Genomic DNA, 17,922 nt, shown 5'->3' with positions numbered 1-17,922 from the left:
GGAAACGCCCGGTTACATTCCGAACCCGGAAGCTAAGCCTTTCAGCGCCGATGGTACTGCAGGGGGGACCCTGTGGGAGAGTAGGACGCCGCCGAACAAATTGTGAGCTCCGGCTCCTGAATCCTTGAGGTTCAGGAGCCGGAGCTTTTTTGTTTGGTGCGCGCGGTGCCGGGCGTAACGTCGCGTTCAACTGGGCTGGACAGGCTCCGCGGCATGGGGACAGTGGGAACGCTCAGGTCGGCCGGTGTCCGCGCGGGTGACGAGGTGGTGGTGCCGGCCTTCGGCAACGCCGAACTCGCCCGGGCCGTCGCGGAGTTGGGGGCGATACCGGTGTTCGCCGAGGTGGACGCCGCCAGCTACTGCCTGGACCCGGAGGCGGTGGCGGCCGTGGTGACGGGGCGGACCGCCGCGGTGGTCGCGGTGCACCGGTTCGGGCGGCCGGCGGACCTGGTGCGGCTCGGCGAAGTGGCGCTGCGGTACGGGCTGTTGGTGCTGGCCGAGGACGAGCCGGGGGCGCGGCCGGAGGAGGCCGGGGAGCGGCGGGAGCACGCCCGGTACCTCGACGGGCGGCTGAGCGGCGTACGGACGCCGGAGCCGGCCGCAGGGCACCGCTACGAGCGGTATGTGGTGCGGGTGCCGGGGAACGGGCGGCCGGACCGGGACGCGTTCGCACGGGCCTTGCGGGGCAAGGGGATCGGCTGTGCGGTGCCGGTGCGGGCGCCGGTGTACCGGATGCCGGGGCTGCGGCGGGAGGTGTTCCTGCCGGAGACCGAGCGGGCGGTGGACGAGACGCTGGCGCTGCCGCTGGAGGCCGGGATGACGCGGCGTGAGGTGCAGCGGATGGCGGGGGCCTGCAATGCGCTGGGGGGATTGCTGCAGCCGGCGTTCTAGGCGCGCGGGCCGATTCGGAACGGGCGCGGAAGTGGGGTACTATTTATCTCGTTGCCGGCCCCAATAGCTCAGTCGGCAGAGCGTCTCCATGGTAAGGAGAAGGTCTACGGTTCGATTCCGTATTGGGGCTCAGATAAGGGAAAGTCCCCCGCCGGGTTTCGGTGGGGGACTTTTTCGTGTGCGGGGTGTGCGGGAAATGCGGGGTACGGGCCGGACGGCGGGTGCCGCCCGGCCCGTAAAAGGTCAGGCGGCGGGGAATTCGGGGACGCGGAGGGCGAGGATCGCCATGTCGTCGGAGGCCGGTTCGGCGGCGAAGCGCTCCACGGCGCGCAGCACGCGGGCGGCGACCGCGCCGGCGGTCAGGCCCGTACACGTCGTCAGGACGTCGGAGAGGCCGTCGTCGCCGAGCATGCGGGTGCCCTCGCGGCGTTCGGTGACGCCGTCGGTGACGCACAGCAGGACGTCGCCCGGGTCGAGGGTGACGGTCTGCTCGTAGAGCTCGAGGTCGTCCATGACGCCGAGGAGGGGCTGGGGTTCGGCGGCCGGCTCGACGGAGCCGTCCTGGCGGAGGCGGAGCGGGAGGGGGTGGCCGGCGCAGACCACCTTCAGGACCGCGCTGCCGTCCTCCTGCGGCCACAGTTCGCCGTAAAGGAGCGTCAGGAAGCGGCTGCGGGCGCCCTCGTCGAGGATCGCGGCGTTCAGACGCTCCAGGACGGCGGGGCCGCCGAAGCCCTCGCGGGCGAGCAGGCGCAGCGCGTGCCGGGCGAGGCCGGTGACCGCGGCGGCCTCCGGGCCCGTACCGCAGACGTCGCCGATGGCGAAGCCGTAGGCGCCGTCGCGGATCGGGAAGAGGTCGTAGAAGTCGCCGCCGACCTCGTTGCCCTCGCCGGCGGCGCGGTAGATGACCTCGACCTCGACGCCGGGGATGTCGGGCAGCTCCGGGGGCAGCAGGCTGCGCTGGAGGGACTGGCTGATGGCCGTGCGCTCGCTGTAGAGGCGGGCGTTGTCCAGGGCCAGGGCGGCGCGGCGGGAGAGGTCCTCGGCCAGCTCCAGGATCTCCTGGCGGAAGTGCTCCTCGGTGGGCTTGCCGAGGGTCAGCATGCCGATGACGCGGTTGCGGGCCACCAGGGGCAGTACGACGGTCTCGCCGCCGACCGCGGCGGCGGTGGCGAGGGTGGCGCCCGGGCCCCGAGAGGGACGGGCGGACTCCTCCAGGCCGAGGCTGCGCAGGGAGGTGCGGAGCGCGGCGTCGTGGGCGGCGTCGGCGGGGGCGGTCCAGACGCGGGCGCCGGGGGTCGGGTCCGGCTCGGGCGGGGGGACCTTGCGCAGCAGGGTCTTCAGGCCGTCGATGCGGTCCTCGTCCTCGTGCAGGACGTAGGACAGCTCGGGCTCGGAGGTCTGGTCGGCGACGGTGTAGACGGCGCACCAGGTGGCGAGGGTGGGGACCGTCATCTGGGCCATCAGGGCCAGGGTCTGGTCGCGGTCGAGGGTGCCGGCCAGGAGGTCGGACGCCTCGACGAGGAAGGAGAGCGAGCCGCGGCGGAGCTTCTCCAGCTCGGTCAGGCGGGCCCGTTCGACGGCCAGCGCGATGCGGTCGGCGGCGAACTGGAGGCGCAAAGCCTCCTCGTTGGTGTAGCGGCCGGGGCTCTCGGCGGCGACGCCGAGCGAGCCGGTGAGGCGGCCCTCGACCTTGAGCGGGACGGTGACGACCGAGCGCATGCCCGTCCCGGCGAGGAGCGGGACGGCGCCGGGGACGGCGGTGAGGTCTTCGTGGACGGCGGGCATCCGGGCGGAGCCGTAGCGGCCGGAGCCGGCCTCGACCGGGACCCGGGCGAAGCGCTGGCGGGCGGAGGGCAGGCCGGTGGAGGCGCGGACCTCCAGCTCGGTCTCGTCGTCGGTGGCCAGGAGGAGGTAGGCGGCGTCGCCGTCGAGCATGTCGCGGGCGCGTTCGACCGTGCGCTGGAGGAGGCCGTCGAGGTCGTCGGGGGCGGGGGAGCCGATGAAGACCTCGAACGGGTCGGCGGGGCGGCCCTCGGCGGTGCCGGCGGTCTCGGTGGACGGCTGCCGCTGGGGGCTCTGGAGGATGGCGCGCTCGTGGTCGCGGACCAGGAGGCAGACGGTGGACGCCTCGCCGTCGGCGTCGCGGACCCGCAGGTGGGAGGCGTAGACGGGGACGACCCGGCCGCCGGCGTCCCTTATGCCGTAGGACCCCTCCCAGCGGGAGAGCTGGAGCGCCTCGGCGATGCCGGTGCCGGTGCCGGGGGTGTGCGGCCAGGCGGCGAAGTCGCTGAGCGGCTTGCCGATCACCTGCTCGGGGTCGTAGCCGAAGAGGTCGGCGGCGTCGTCGTTCCAGAACGTGACGCAGCCGCCGCGGTCGATCTGGATCACCGCGACCCGGACCCGGGTGTCGGCGACCGGGAGGGCGTCCACGGGGAGCGCGGGGCCGGCCGCGCGGGTGCCGGCCGGGCGGTCGGGGAGGTCGAGGTGGAACCAGACGCGTTTGCGGTCGGTGGTGTACTCCACGCCCCAGCGGGAGGCCAGCGCGCCGCACAGCAGCAGGCCGCGGCCGCCCTCGCGGTCGGGGTGGACCATGGCCTGGCCGGTGTTCTGGAGGGGGATCTCGCGCTCGGGGTAGCGGTCGGCGACGGAGATCCGGACGCCGCCGTCGGTGCGCAGGCAGAGCACGTCGGCGGCGGTGCCGGCGTGGACCACGGCGTTGGTGACCAGTTCGCTGGTGAGCACGACGGCGTCGTCGACGATGTCGGAGTGGCCCCAGCCCTGGAGGGTGTCCCGGACGAAAGCACGGGCAGTGGCGACCGAGCGCCCGACCGGCTCGAAGGTGGCGGCGGCCCGCGCGGTGATCACTGGTCTCCTCATGCGTGTGTCGGTGATCTGCTCCCCCATGGTCGCGGTGCCCCTCCGAATACCTGTCGTGCTCGCACCATCGCCCGTAGGGAAACAGGGGCGGATGGACAGCCGTATGCCAGGTTACTTACCTTCACCGGGCCCGGGGATGCCGGTCACGTGTCTTTCGCCCCAATCGTGCAGCGGGACGGTGTGCGATGCTGCCGAACTGTTATGGCCTGGTTGGGCCATGGTGAAACACTGGGCAAGCATGAAGAGAGAGCCCGGTGAGAACGGTCGACCCTGCGGGAGGGACACGGTGGAGTCTGGCGCAGCGGCGCGGGGCGCAAGCACGCGCGCGAAAGGCGGACGAGCCCGCGGTAACGGGACGACCGAGGTGGACACGGCGGCGCTGAACCGCCTCCTCGCCGCGCTCGTGGCCATGCGGGACGGAAACTTCCGCAAGCGGCTGACGGTTTCCGGCGAAGGCGTGATGTCGGAGATCGCGGCGGTCTTCAACGAGGTCGCCGACCGCAATCTGCATCTGACCGGGGAGCTGGCGCGGGTGCGCCGGGTCGTCGGACGTGAGGGAAAACTCACCGAGCGGCTGGAGGTCGGGGCCGCCGAGGGCTCCTGGGCCGCGGCGATCGAGGCGTCCAACGCCCTGGTCGACGATCTGGTGCGGCCGGTCTCCGAGGTCGGGCGGGTGCTGTCCGCCGTCTCCGAGGGTGACCTGGAGCAGCGGATGGATCTGCGGTCGCGCAGCTCGGACAGCTCTTCGGAGCATCCCCTGCGCGGGGAGTTCCTGAAGGTCGGCCGGACGGTGAACGGGCTGGTGGACCAGCTCTCGGCGTTCACCGACGAGGTCACGCGGGTGGCCAGCGAGGTCGGTACGGAGGGCAAGCTCGGCGGGCAGGCGCGGGTGCGCGGGATGTCGGGTTCGTGGAAGGACCTGACGGACTCCGTCAACACCATGGCGTCCCGGCTGACCGCGCAGGTGCGGGACATCGCGCTGGTCACCACGGCGGTCGCCAAGGGCGATCTGTCGCGGAAGGTGACCGTCCATGTCGCCGGCGAGATGCTGGAGCTGAAGAACACCGTCAACACGATGGTGGACCAGCTGTCCTCGTTCGCCTCCGAGGTGACGCGGGTCGCGCGGGAGGTCGGCACCGAGGGCGAGCTGGGCGGCCAGGCGCAGGTGCCCGGCGTGGCCGGGGTGTGGAAGGACCTGACCGACTCCGTCAACCTCATGGCGGGCAATCTGACCGCGCAGGTGCGGGGGATCGCGCAGGTCACCACGGCGGTGGCGAACGGCGACCTGTCGCAGAAGGTGACGGTCAGCGCGCGCGGCGAGGTGGCGCAGCTGGCCGACACCATCAACACCATGACCGAGACGCTGCGCACCTTCGCCGACGAGGTGACGCGGGTGGCGAACGAGGTCGGGGCCGAGGGGCAGCTCGGCGGGCAGGCGCAGGTGCCGGGCGCGGCCGGGACGTGGAAGGACCTCACCGACTCGGTGAACAACGCCTTCCGCAACCTCACCGGGCAGGTCCGGGACATCGCGCAGGTGACGACGGCGGTCGCCAACGGCGATCTGTCGCAGAAGGTCACCGTCGATGTGGCCGGTGAGATGCTGGAGTTGAAGAACACCGTCAACACGATGGTGGACCAGCTCTCCGCGTTCGGCTCCGAAGTGACGCGGGTGGCGCGGGAGATCGGCGTCGAGGGCGAACTGGGCGGCCAGGCCGCGGTACCGGGCGCGGCCGGCACCTGGAAGGACCTGACGGACTCCGTCAACACGGCGTTCCGCAACCTCACCGGGCAGGTGCGCAACATCGCGCAGGTGACCACCGCGGTGGCGAACGGCGATCTGTCGCAGAAGGTCACGGTCGACGTCTCCGGCGAGATGCTCCAGCTGAAGAACACCGTGAACACCATGGTGGACCAGCTGTCGTCGTTCGCGGACCAGGTGACGCGGATGGCGCGGGACGTGGGCACCGAGGGCCGGCTCGGCGGTCAGGCCCGGGTGGACGGCGTCAGCGGTACGTGGAAGGAGCTGACCGACTCCGTCAACTTCATGGCGGGGAACCTCACTTCGCAGGTGCGGCAGATCGCGCAGGTGACGACGGCGGTGGCGCGCGGCGACCTGTCGCAGAAGATCGACGTGGACGCGCGCGGCGAGATCCTGGAGCTGAAGAACACCATCAACACGATGGTCGATCAGCTGTCGGCCTTCGCCGAGCAGGTGACCCGGGTGGCCCGGGAGGTCGGTACGGAAGGCCGGCTGGGCGGCCAGGCGCAGGTGCCGGGCGTGGCCGGGGTCTGGCGCGATCTGACCGACTCGGTGAACGGCATGGCCGGCAACCTCACCGCGCAGGTCCGCAATATCGCGCAGGTCGCGACGGCGGTGGCGCGCGGTGACCTCTCGCAGAAGATCGACGTGGACGCCCGGGGCGAGATCCTGGAGCTGAAGAACACCCTCAACACGATGGTGGACCAGCTCTCGTCGTTCGCCGAGGAGGTCACCCGGGTCGCCCGCGAGGTCGGCACCGAGGGCATCCTGGGCGGCCAGGCCGAGGTCCAGGGCGTCAGCGGGACGTGGAAGGACCTCACCCAGTCCGTCAACTTCATGGCGAACAACCTCACCTCGCAGGTGCGCAACATCGGCGAGGTGACGACCGCGGTGGCCCGCGGCGACCTGTCCAAGAAGATCACCGTCGACGCCAAGGGCGAGATCCTCGAACTGGTCACGACCGTGAACACCATGGTCGACCAGCTGTCGCTGTTCGCTGAGCAGGTGACGCGGGTGGCGCGCGAGGTCGGTACGGAGGGCCAGCTCGGCGGCCAGGCACGGGTGCCGGGCGTCACCGGCATCTGGAAGGACCTCAGCGACAACGTCAACCTGATGGCCAACAACCTGACCATCCAGGTGCGGAACATCTCCCAGGTCTCGGCGGCGGTGGCCAACGGCGACCTGACGAAGAAGGTGACGGTCGAGGCGCGCGGCGAGGTCGCGCAGCTCGCCGACACCGTCAACACCATGGTGACCACGCTCTCGTCGTTCGCTGACGAGGTGACGCGGGTGGCCCGCGAGGTGGGCACCGACGGCATCCTGGGCGGCCAGGCCCGGGTGCCCGGCGTCGCCGGGACGTGGAAGGACCTCACCGAGTCGGTGAACTCCATGGCCAACAACCTCACCGGCCAGGTCCGCAACATCGCCATGGTCACCACCGCGATCGCCAAGGGCGACCTCACCAAGAAGATCGACATCGACGCGCGGGGCGAGATCCTGGCGCTGAAGACCACCATCAACACGATGGTCGACCAGCTGTCGTCGTTCGCCGAGCAGGTCACCAGGGTGGCCCGCGAGGTGGGGACGGAGGGCCAGCTGGGCGGTCAGGCGCAGGTGCGCGGCGTGGCCGGCACCTGGAAGGACCTGACGGAGTCGGTGAACGAGATGGCCGGGAACCTCACCCGGCAGGTGCGCGCCATCGCGGCCGTCGCCGCGGCGGTGACGCTGGGCGACCACAACGTCCGGATCGACGTGGACGCGGCCGGCGAGATCCTGGAGCTCCAGGACAACATCAACACCATGATCTCCACGCTCCGGGAGACCACCCTCGCCAACGAGGAGCAGGACTGGCTCAAGGGCAACCTCGCCCGGATCTCCGGTCTGATGCAGGGCCGCCGCGATCTCAAGGACGTGGCGACGCTCATCATGAGCGAGCTGTCGCCCGCGGTCTCCGCGCAGCACGGCGCGTTCTTCCTGGCCGCGCGCCCGGAGGACCAGGAGCTGGGCACGGGCGGCGACGGCGGCTACGAGCTGCGGCTGATGGGGTCGTACGGCTACGCGATGGGCGGGATGCCGACGGCGTTCAAGCCGGGGGAGACGCTGATCGGGACGGCGGCCGAGGAGGGCCGGACGATCCTGGTGGAGAACGTGCCGTCCGGCTACCTCAAGATCGCCTCGGGGCTGGGGGAGGCGCCGCCGGCCAACATCATCGTGCTGCCGGTGCTGTTCGAGGACAAGGTGCTCGGTGTGATCGAACTGGCGTCGTTCCAGCCGTTCACGCAGATCCAGAAGGACTTCCTCAACCAGATCGCGGAGATGATCGCGACCAGCGTCAACACCATCTCGGTGAACACCAAGACCGAGGTGCTGCTCAAGCAGTCGCAGGAGCTGACCGAGCAACTGCGGGAGCGCTCCGCGGAGTTGGAGAGCCGGCAGAAGGCGCTGGAGCTGTCCAACTCCGAACTGGAGGAGAAGGCCGAGCAGCTGCGGGCGCAGAACCGCGACATCGAGGTGAAGAACACCGAGATCGAGGAGGCGCGGCAGGTGCTGGAGGAGCGGGCCGAGCAGCTCGCGGTCTCCATGCGCTACAAGTCGGAGTTCCTGGCGAACATGTCGCACGAGCTGCGCACGCCGCTGAACTCCCTGCTGATCCTGGCCAAGCTGCTGGCCGACAACGCGGAGGGGAACCTCTCCCCGAAGCAGGTGGAGTTCGCCGAGACCATCCACGGCGCCGGCTCCGACCTGCTCCAGCTGATCAACGACATCCTCGACCTGTCGAAGGTCGAGGCCGGCAAGATGGACGTCTCGCCGACGCGGATCGCGCTGGTGCAGCTGGTCGACTACGTCGAGGCGACGTTCCGGCCGCTGACGGCGGAGAAGGGCCTGGACTTCTCGGTCCGGGTCTCGCCGGAGCTGCCGGCGACGCTGCACACCGACGAGCAGCGGCTGCTGCAGGTGCTGCGCAACCTCCTGTCCAACGCGGTGAAGTTCACCGACAGCGGCGCGGTGGAGCTGGTGATCCGGCCGGCCGGCGAGGACGTGCCGGTGGCGATCCGGGAGCAGCTGCTGGAGCACGGTTCGCTGCGCGACCCGGACGCCGAGATGATCGCGTTCTCGGTGACCGACACCGGTATCGGCATCGCGCCGAGCAAGATGCGGGTGATCTTCGAGGCGTTCAAGCAGGCGGACGGGACCACCAGCCGCAAGTACGGCGGCACGGGTCTGGGCCTGTCCATCAGCCGGGAGATCGCGCGGCTGCTGGGCGGTGAGATCCACGTCCAGAGCGAGCCCAACCGCGGGTCGACGTTCACGCTCTACCTCCCGCACAACCCCGGCGGGCTGCCGCCGCAGGGCTACCCGCAGCTGGTGGCCGGCGGGCTGGCGATGGACGCCGAGGCGCGGGAGACCGAGGACGGCCGGCAGGGCGAGGAGCCGCCGCGGGAGCGGGGCGCGGGCGGGCTGAGCCGGCGCCGGCGGCGGGCGGTGGCCGGCGGGCAGCGGCGGGCGGCGCTGCCCGGGCAGCCGTCGGCCGGGGCACCGCAGCCGGCCCCGGCGGCGGGTCCGCAGCCGGGGCAGCAGCCGGAGGAGTCCTGGCTCGGCAACGGGCAGGACCTCGTCGACCCGGGCTTCGAGGGCGGCTTCCACGGCGAGAAGGTGCTGATCGTCGACGACGACATCCGCAACGTCTTCGCGCTGACCAGCGTCCTGGAGCAGCACGGCCTGTCGGTGCTGTACGCGGAGAACGGCCGGGAGGGCATCGAGGTGCTGGAGCAGCACGACGATATCGTGCTGGTCCTGATGGACATCATGATGCCCGAGATGGACGGCTACGCGACGACCGCGGCGATCCGGCGGATGCCGCAGTTCGCCGGGCTGCCGATCATCGCGCTGACCGCGAAGGCCATGAAGGGCGACCGGGAGAAGAGCATCGACTCCGGGGCGTCGGACTACGTGACCAAGCCGGTGGACACCGATCATCTGCTGTCGGTGATGGAGCACTGGATGCGTCAGAGGTGACGGACCGTCGGGTGGGGGTCCACCATGGACGGCGGAAGAGGATCATCGCGTGCTGACGGAGCGCGGCCGTGAACGTGTGGGACCGCGGGGCGCGGGGAACCTTCCCGGCCCGCCCCGCGTTTCCGCTACGTGCACAGTGACATCGCGGTGACAGGGTGTGGCGACAGGCGGGGTGCAGCTACCATGACCGGCACAAGGACGGGCGGCGTGACGGAGTCGTCCCCTGGGGCGGCGTCCGGTTCCATGCCGGGGCGAGGAGGACGGGCCATGGTGCAGAAGGCCAAGATCCTCCTGGTCGATGACCGGCCGGAGAATCTGCTGGCGCTGGAGGCGATCCTCTCCGCGCTCGATCAGACACTGGTGCGGGCATCGTCCGGGGAGGAAGCGCTCAAAGCACTGCTCACCGACGACTTCGCGGTGATTCTGCTCGACGTGCAGATGCCGGGGATGGACGGCTTCGAGACCGCCGCGCACATCAAGCGGCGGGAGCGCACCCGCGACATCCCGATCATCTTCCTCACCGCCATCAACCACGGCCCGCACCACACCTTCCGCGGCTACGCGGCCGGCGCGGTCGACTACATCTCCAAGCCGTTCGACCCGTGGGTGCTGCGCGCCAAGGTCTCGGTCTTCGTGGATCTGTACATGAAGAACTGCCAGCTGCGCGAGCAGGCTTCGCTGCTGCGGCTCCAGCTGGACGGCGGCCGGCAGAGCGTCGGTGACAAGGAGTCCGCCGGGCTGCTGGCCGAGCTGTCGGCGCGGCTGGCCGCGGTCGAGGAGCAGGCCGAGGCGCTGTCCAAGCAGCTGGACGAGTCGGCGGACGCCGCGGCGGTGGCGACCGCCGCGCACCTGGAGCGCAAGCTCACGGGCCTGCGGCGGGCCCTGGACGCGCTGGAGCCGGGGGCCGGGGCGCCGACCGCCTGACGGCGCGTCCGGAGCCGTCTGACGGCCTTTCACGCGCCCGGCGCGCGACACGAATGGGTGAAGCGCCGTGCGCTCGTCCCGTGCGCTCCGGCGCCTGTAATCTCGTCGCCATGGCCTCACGTACGTCCGGCAAGGGAACCCAGCGCACGGCAGGCCCCGCCAAGCCGCGCGCCGGACAGTCCGGGGGCGCCGCGAAGAAGACCGCGGCGAAGAAGGCGCCCGCGCGCAGAGCCCCGGCCGGGAAGGCCGCGCCCGCGCGCAAGGCCCCGGCGAAGAAGGCGCCCGCCAGGAAGCCCGCCGCGCCGAAGCCGGCGCCGTCGCCGACCGGCGGGGTCTACCGCCTGGTGCGCGCCTGCTGGCTCGGTGCCGCGCACGCCATCGGGGCGGTGTTCCGCGGTTTCGGCCGGGGCGCGAAGAACCTCGACCCGGCGCACCGCAAGGACGGGCTGGCGCTGCTGCTGCTCGGCCTGGCGCTGGTCGTCGCGGCCGGCACCTGGTCCAACCTCTCCGGGCCGGTCGGCAACCTCGTCGAACTGCTGGTCACCGGCGCGTTCGGGCGGCTGGACCTGGTCGTGCCGATCCTGCTCGGCGGGATCGCGGTCCGGCTGATCCGCCACCCGGAGCGGCCGGAGGCCAACGGCCGGATCCTCATCGGGCTGTCCGCGCTGGTGATCGGCGTGCTCGGGCAGGTGGCGATGGCCTGCGGCTCCCCGGGGCGCGGGGACGGGCTCGCCGCCATACAGGACGCCGGCGGGTATGTGGGCTGGGCGGTGTCCAAGCCGCTGATCTTCACCGTCGGGCAGACCCTGGCGGTGGCGCTGCTGGTGCTGCTGACCGTTTTCGGGCTGCTGGTGGTGACCGCGACGCCGGTCAACGCCATCCCGCAGCGGCTGCGGGCGCTGGGCGCGCGGCTGGGCCTGCTGGAGACCGCCGACCGCGATCCGTACGACGAGGACGCGTACGGCGCGGAGTGGCGTGAGGAGCCGGCGCGCAGACCGCGGCGTGCGCCCGTCCCGGTGGAGCGCGATCCGGACGTGCCGGCGGAGGCCGCCGTGCTGGAGGAGGCCGCGCTCGGCAAGCGGCGCCGGCCGCGCCGGGCCGCCGGGCAGTCCGCGGACCGGCCGATGGACGCGGTGGACGTGGCGGCCGCGGCCGCCGCCGCGCTGGACGGCGCGGTGCTGCACGGCGTCCAGCCCTCGCCGCTGGTCGCCGAGCTGAGCGGCGCCATCACCGGGGAGCGGCGGGACCGCGGGGCGGGCACCGGGGCGGAGCCCGGGGCGGAGAGCGGCGCGGTGCCGCCGGCCCGGGGCGCCGAGCCGCCCGCAGAAAAGACCGGGACGGCCGGGAAGGGCGGCAGGACCGGAGGCTCCGGGCCGGTGCCGGACCTCACCAAGAGCGCGGTGCCCGACCTCACCAAGGCGGCGCCCGAGCCGTCCGGCGAGCTGCCGCCGCGCGCCGAGCAGCTCCAGCTGTCCGGCGACATCACCTACGCCCTGCCGTCGCTGGACCTGCTCACCCGCGGCGGCCCCGGCAAGGCCCGCAGCGCCGCCAACGACGCCATAGTGCACGCGCTGACCACCGTCTTCACCGAGTTCAAGGTGGACGCGGCGGTCACCGGCTTCACCCGCGGCCCGACGGTCACCCGCTACGAGGTCGAGCTGGGCCCGGCGGTGAAGGTCGAGAAGATCACCGCGCTGGCCAAGAACATCGCGTACGCGGTGGCCTCCCCGGACGTGCGGATCATCTCGCCGATCCCGGGCAAGTCCGCGGTCGGCATCGAGATCCCCAACACCGACCGCGAGATGGTCAACGTCGGCGACGTGCTGCGGCTGGCGGACGCCGCCGAGGACGACCACCCGATGCTGGTCGCGCTCGGCAAGGACGTCGAGGGCGGCTATGTGATGGCCAACATGGCGAAGATGCCGCACATCCTCGTCGCCGGCGCCACCGGCTCCGGCAAGTCGTCCTGCATCAACTGCCTGATCACCTCGATCATGATGCGGGCCACCCCCGAGGACGTCCGGATGGTGCTGGTCGACCCCAAGCGGGTCGAGCTGACCGCCTACGAGGGCATTCCGCACCTGATCACGCCGATCATCACCAACCCCAAGCGGGCCGCCGAGGCGCTCCAGTGGGTGGTGCGCGAGATGGACCTGCGCTACGACGACCTCGCGGCGTTCGGCTACCGCCATATCGACGACTTCAACGCCGCGATCCGCTCCGGCAAGCTGAAGACCCCCGAGGGCAGCGAGCGGGAGCTGTCGCCCTACCCGTACCTGCTCGTGATCGTCGACGAGCTGGCGGACCTGATGATGGTGGCGCCGCGGGACGTCGAGGACGCCATCGTGCGGATCACGCAGCTGGCCCGCGCGGCCGGCATCCACCTGGTGCTGGCGACCCAGCGCCCCTCGGTCGACGTGGTCACCGGCCTGATCAAGGCCAATGTGCCGTCCCGGCTGGCGTTCGCGACGTCCTCGCTGGCCGACAGCCGGGTCATCCTCGACCAGCCGGGCGCCGAGAAGCTGATCGGCAAGGGCGACGGGCTGTTCCTGCCGATGGGCGCGAACAAGCCGGTCCGGATGCAGGGCGCGTTCGTCACCGAGGACGAGGTGGCCGCCGTCGTCCAGCACTGCAAGGACCAGATGGCGCCGGTCTTCCGGGACGACGTCACCGTCGGCGGCAAGCAGAAGAAGGAGATCGACGAGGACATCGGCGACGACCTCGACCTGCTGTGCCAGGCGGCGGAGCTGGTGGTCTCGACGCAGTTCGGGTCGACGTCGATGCTCCAGCGGAAGCTGCGGGTGGGGTTCGCCAAGGCCGGCCGGCTGATGGACCTGATGGAGTCGCGGGACATCGTCGGGCCGAGCGAGGGCTCCAAGGCGCGCGACGTCCTGGTGAAGCCGGACGAATTGGACGGAGTGCTGGCGGTGATCCGGGGGGAGGCTACCCAGTAGCACGCACGTACGGGCTCCCTCGTCCGTGCGGGAGGGCAACCGTTTCCCTTGGCGGTACGTCAAGTTGAGGGGAGCGGATCAGGGCGCCGCGGTGCGCGCGCCCCGGGGCGGCGCCGCGGGGCGTTCCGATGGCGTTCCGATGGCGTACAAACCCCGCTCTCCCGCTTGCCCGACCCTTTCGCAACACCCCTAGACTGAACTTCCAGCAGGTGGCTACACGCTCGAAAGGCGCCCCCGTGTCCATCGGCAACTCCCCCAACTCCCCCGAAGCGGACCGGCCTTCCGCCGGCCCGGAGCCTCCCTCGCTCGGCCGCGTCCTCCAGCAGGCCCGGATCGCCGCGGGACTGACCGTCGAAGAGGTCAGTACGGCGACGCGGGTGCGGATCCCCCTCGTGCACGCGATCGAGCAGGACGACTTCTCGCGCTGCGGCGGCGACGTCTACGCGCGCGGACACCTCAGAGCGCTCGCCCGCGCCGTCTCCCTCGACCCCGGGCCGCTGGTCGCCCGCTACGACGCCGAACACGGCGGCCGGCCCACCCCGACCGTCGCCGCGCCGCTCTTCGAGGCGGAGCGGATCCGGTCCGAACCGCGCCGCCCGAACTGGACCGCCGCGATGGTCGCGGCGATCGTCGTGGTCGTCGGCTTCGCCGGCTTCACCTTCTTCAGCAGCGGCGCCAAGCACCAGGGCAGTCCGGTCGCCGCCGACACCGCCAAGGCCGACAAGCCCGCCCCGGCCCGCACCATCCACCCGCGCGCCCCCCAGCCCCCGCGGCCGGCGCCCTCCGACAGCGCCATCGCCGGCCTGCCCAAGGACAAGGTCACGATCAAGGTGACCGCCAAGGACGGGCAGAGCTGGATCTCCGCCAAGGACGGCAGCGGCAAGCTCCTCCAGGACGGGCTGCTCAAGCAGGGGGAGTCCAAGACGTTCACCGACAAGAAGCGGATCGACCTCGTGGTCGGCAACGCCGGGGCCGTACAGCTGTACGTCAACGGCAAGGAGGTCAAGAAGGTCGGCGACGAGGGTTCGGTGGAGCGGCTGAGCTACACGCCGGGAGACCCGCAGGCGGGCTGAGGACCCGCGCCCGGCACGTCCGCGCCGCCCGCCCCGCCGCCCCGGGGACGGGCGGCGCGGACCTGCGCGCCATGGGGGTCTCCGGGACGAAGTAGGCTGAGCCCCATGCCCGAACGCCGTACCGTCGCCCTTGTCACCCTTGGCTGCGCCCGTAACGAGGTGGACTCGGAGGAGCTCGCAGGCCGCTTGGCAGCGGACGGCTGGGAGCTCGTCGAGGACGCCGCCGACGCGGATGTGGCCGTCGTCAACACCTGCGGTTTCGTCGAGGCCGCCAAGAAGGACTCCGTCGACGCCCTGCTGGAGGCCAACGATCTCAAGGCCGCCGCCAAGGAGGGCGGCGGCCGCACCCAGGCCGTGGTCGCGGTCGGCTGCATGGCCGAGCGCTACGGCAAGGAGCTGGCCGAGGCGCTGCCCGAGGCGGACGGCGTGCTCGGCTTCGACGACTACGCCGACATCTCCGACCGGCTCCAGACCATCCTCAGCGGCGGCATCCACGCCGCGCACACCCCGCGCGACCGGCGCAAGCTGCTGCCGATCAGCCCGGCCGAGCGGCAGGGCGCCGCCGGGGTCGCGCTGCCCGGCCACGCGCAGGCCGGCGCCGCCGAGCCGGCCGCCGCGCCGCAGGACCTGCCCGAGGGCGTCGCGCCGGCCTCCGGGCCGCGGGCGCCCCTGCGCCGCCGGCTGGGCAGCGAACCGGTCGCCTCGGTGAAGCTGGCCTCCGGCTGCGACCGGCGCTGCTCGTTCTGCGCCATCCCGTCCTTCCGCGGCTCGTTCATCTCCCGCCGCCCCTCCGACGTGCTGGCCGAGACCCGCTGGCTGGCCGAGCAGGGCGTCAAGGAGGTGATGCTGGTCTCCGAGAACAACACCTCCTACGGCAAGGACCTCGGCGACATCCGGCTGCTGGAGACGCTGCTGCCGGAGCTGGCCGCGGTGGACGGCATCGAGCGGATCCGGGTTAGCTACCTCCAGCCCGCCGAGATGCGGCCCGGTCTGATCGACGTGCTGACCGGTACGGACAAGGTCGCGCCCTACTTCGACCTGTCGTTCCAGCACTCGGCGCCGGGGGTGCTGCGCGCGATGCGGCGGTTCGGCGACACCGACCGCTTCCTGGAGCTGCTGGAGACCATCCGCACCAAGGCGCCGCAGGCCGGCGCCCGCTCCAACTTCATCGTCGGCTTCCCCGGGGAGACCGAGAGCGACCTGGCGGAACTGGAACGCTTCCTCGGCGAGGCCCGGCTGGATGCCATCGGCGTCTTCGGGTACTCGGACGAGGACGGCACCGAGGCCGCCGGCTACGACGGCAAGCTCGACCCGGAGGTGGTCGCCGACCGGCTGGCGCGGGTCTCCCGGCTGGCCGAGGAGCTGACCGCGCAGCGCGCCGCCGAGCGGGTCGGGGAGACCGTCCGGGTGCTGGTGGACCGGATCGACGACGAGGACGACGGCGTCGTCGGGCGGGCCGCGCACCAGGCGCCGGAGACCGACGGGGTCACGCTGCTGACGACCGCCCAGGACCTGCGGCCCGGACGTATGGTCGAAGCAAAGGTCGTGGCGAGCGAGGGCGTGGACCTCGTGGCGGAGGTGCTGTCCGTGGACGGTCCGGAGTGCGGCGAGGAGGCGGGCAGATGAGCGGAGCCTCGGCTTCCGCCGCCGGGGGGCCGCGCACCGCGCCGGCCGTCCGGCAGGCCGGGCTGTGGAACATCGCCAACGTCCTGACGATGCTGCGGCTGCTGCTCGTACCGGCGTTCGTACTGCTGCTGATGCACGACGGCGGCACGAGCCCGGCCTGGCGGTCGTTCGCCTGGGCGGCCTTCGCCATCGCCATGATCACCGACGTCTTCGACGGGCATCTGGCGCGGACCTACAACCTCGTCACCGACTTCGGCAAGATCGCCGACCCGATCGCGGACAAGGCGATCATGGGCGCCGCGCTGATCTGCCTGTCGGTGCTGGGGGATCTGCCCTGGTGGGTCACGGGTGTGATCCTCTTCCGGGAGCTGGGCATCACGCTGCTGCGGTTCTGGGTGATCAAGCACGGGGTGATCCCGGCCAGCCGGGGCGGCAAGATCAAGACACTGGCGCAGGGCACCGCCGTGGGGATGTACGTCCTGGTGCTGAGCGGGCCGCTGGCCACCTTCCGCTGGTGGGTGATGGCGGTCGCGGTCGCGCTGACCGTGGCGACCGGGCTCGACTACGTCCGGCAGGCCGTGGTGCTGCGCCGGGCCGGGCTGGCCCGGGAGCGGGCGGAGCGGACCGGGCGGGACGCGGCGCGATGAGCGGGCCGGGTTCCGCGGCGGCCGGGGCGCTGGACGCGCTCGCCGGGCGGCGGCAGAGCCTGGCGGTGGCCGAATCGCTCACCGGCGGACTGGTGGCCGGCGCGCTGACCGCGGTGCCCGGCGCCTCGCGGGTGGTGCGCGGCGCGGTCACCGCGTACGCCACCGACGTCAAGCGGGAGCTGCTGGGGGTGGACGGCGCGCTGCTGGCCGCGCGGGGCGCGGTGGACGGCGAGGTCGCGCGGCAGATGGCGGCCGGGGCGCGGCGGGTGCTGGGCGCCGACTGGGGCATCGCCACCACGGGCGTGGCCGGGCCCGACCCGCAGGACGGGCAGCCGGTGGGCACCGTCTACGTCGCCGTCCAGGGGCCCGAGGGGCGCGGAGCGGTCCGGCGGCTGGCGCTGGCGGGGGACCGCGAGCGGATCCGCCGCGACACCGTCGACGCCGTGCTGGCCCTGCTGCTGAGCGAACTCACGGAAAATGGGCGGGCACAGGATACGGAACAACACGGGGGGAAGGGATGTTTGCAGCCCTGAGTGAACACGTACTCGCTCCCGGCACGGCCGCGGCCCAAGGCGGTACGGTGGGGCGAGAAGGATCCGCATCCGAGGTCCGAGGAGGGAGCCAGCGATGATTCTGCTTCGTCGCCTGCTGGGTGACGTGCTGCGCCGACAGCGTCAGCGCCAAGGCCGCACCCTGCGCGAGGTCTCGTCCTCCGCCCGGGTGTCGCTCGGCTACTTGTCCGAGGTCGAGAGGGGCCAGAAGGAGGCGTCCTCCGAGCTGCTCTCGGCGATCTGCGACGCGCTGGATGTGCGCATGTCCGAGCTGATGCGGGAGGTCAGCGACGAGCTGGCGCTCGCCGAGCTGGCCGCGTCCGCGGCCGCGACCGACACGGTGCCGGCACCGGTCCGGCCGAAGCTCAATTCGGTGTCCGTCACGTCCCTGGCCGGTGTGCCGGAGGAGCGTGTGACCATCAAGCCCCCGGCCGACGTCGTGGATGTCGTCGCGGCCTGAAGACTTCGGTCCCGTAGAACCAAGAGCCCCGGTGGGTGTAGCCCGATGCTGTTGGTTAATCCGGGGCCTGGCGTGACGTCGGCCTTCAAGACCTGGTTGTGGTCTTGAAGGCCGACGTTGTCGTATGGGGTGGGTGCGGATGT

At 72.0% G+C, this 17,922-nt stretch carries 10 protein-coding genes, 1 tRNA gene and 1 rRNA gene; 11 read left to right on the top strand and 1 reads right to left on the bottom strand.

Annotated features, from left to right (window positions below; all coding sequences use genetic code 11):
* The 3 genes from rrf to ADL22_RS03610 all read left to right on the top strand — a co-directional run.
* A 5S ribosomal RNA gene (rrf, locus tag ADL22_RS03620) occupies window positions 1-97 on the top strand; the annotation flags it as partial.
* A gap of 116 nt (window positions 98-213) precedes the next feature.
* Window positions 214-891 (top strand): DegT/DnrJ/EryC1/StrS family aminotransferase, encoded by a 678-nt coding sequence (locus ADL22_RS03615; RefSeq protein WP_066973747.1) that lies wholly within the window; start codon window positions 214-216, stop codon window positions 889-891.
* A gap of 57 nt (window positions 892-948) precedes the next feature.
* Window positions 949-1,021 (top strand) — tRNA-Thr (locus tag ADL22_RS03610).
* Window positions 1,022-1,134: 113 nt separating this feature from the next.
* Here the strand turns inward: ADL22_RS03610 and ADL22_RS03605 are convergent.
* Window positions 1,135-3,795, bottom strand: coding sequence for a SpoIIE family protein phosphatase (locus tag ADL22_RS03605; protein ID WP_066973745.1), 2,661 nt, complete (start codon window positions 3,793-3,795; stop codon window positions 1,135-1,137).
* Window positions 3,796-4,054: 259 nt separating this feature from the next.
* On the opposite strand from ADL22_RS03605, the gene ADL22_RS03600 reads away from it, so the two are divergent.
* The 8 genes from ADL22_RS03600 to ADL22_RS03565 all read left to right on the top strand — a co-directional run bounded on the left by ADL22_RS03600 (window position 4,055) and on the right by ADL22_RS03565 (window position 17,779).
* The gene (locus ADL22_RS03600) at window positions 4,055-9,544 is read left to right on the top strand and encodes a HAMP domain-containing protein (protein ID WP_079063817.1); all 5,490 of its coding nucleotides are present in this window, start codon (window positions 4,055-4,057) and stop codon (window positions 9,542-9,544) included.
* Between the two features lie 267 nt (window positions 9,545-9,811).
* Window positions 9,812-10,468 (top strand): response regulator, encoded by a 657-nt coding sequence (locus ADL22_RS03595; protein WP_066973741.1) that lies wholly within the window; start codon window positions 9,812-9,814, stop codon window positions 10,466-10,468.
* Between the two features lie 110 nt (window positions 10,469-10,578).
* A complete protein-coding gene (locus ADL22_RS03590) occupies window positions 10,579-13,422 on the top strand; it encodes a DNA translocase FtsK (protein ID WP_066973739.1) in 2,844 nt (947 codons plus the stop codon).
* A 236-nt stretch (window positions 13,423-13,658) separates the two neighbouring features.
* Window positions 13,659-14,495 carry a helix-turn-helix domain-containing protein gene (locus ADL22_RS03585; RefSeq protein WP_066973737.1) on the top strand — a complete coding sequence of 279 codons (837 nt, stop codon included), beginning with the start codon at window positions 13,659-13,661 and terminating at the stop codon, window positions 14,493-14,495.
* Window positions 14,496-14,600: 105 nt separating this feature from the next.
* On the top strand, window positions 14,601-16,121 hold the full coding sequence (gene rimO / locus ADL22_RS03580; RefSeq protein ID WP_066973735.1) for a 30S ribosomal protein S12 methylthiotransferase RimO: 1,521 nt from the start codon (window positions 14,601-14,603) through the stop codon (window positions 16,119-16,121).
* Complete coding sequence (pgsA, locus tag ADL22_RS03575; protein WP_066973733.1) at window positions 16,118-16,768, top strand: CDP-diacylglycerol--glycerol-3-phosphate 3-phosphatidyltransferase; 651 nt, start codon at window positions 16,118-16,120, stop codon at window positions 16,766-16,768. Before rimO ends, pgsA begins: the two co-directional genes overlap by 4 nt.
* The gene (locus ADL22_RS03570; protein ID WP_066973731.1) at window positions 16,765-17,301 is read left to right on the top strand and encodes a CinA family protein; all 537 of its coding nucleotides are present in this window, start codon (window positions 16,765-16,767) and stop codon (window positions 17,299-17,301) included. The genes pgsA and ADL22_RS03570 overlap by 4 nt, the downstream gene beginning before the upstream one ends.
* 94 nt (window positions 17,302-17,395) lie before the next feature.
* On the top strand, window positions 17,396-17,779 hold the full coding sequence (locus ADL22_RS03565) for a helix-turn-helix domain-containing protein (protein ID WP_066973729.1): 384 nt from the start codon (window positions 17,396-17,398) through the stop codon (window positions 17,777-17,779).
* Window positions 17,780-17,922 lie beyond the last annotated feature (143 nt).

Origin of the sequence: Streptomyces sp. NRRL F-4489 (assembly GCF_001509485.1) — a bacterium.
Lineage (GTDB): Bacteria > Actinomycetota > Actinomycetes > Streptomycetales > Streptomycetaceae > Streptomyces.
Note: the sequence above shows the minus strand (reverse complement) of the source record. Positions and strands in the feature narration are given on the sequence as shown.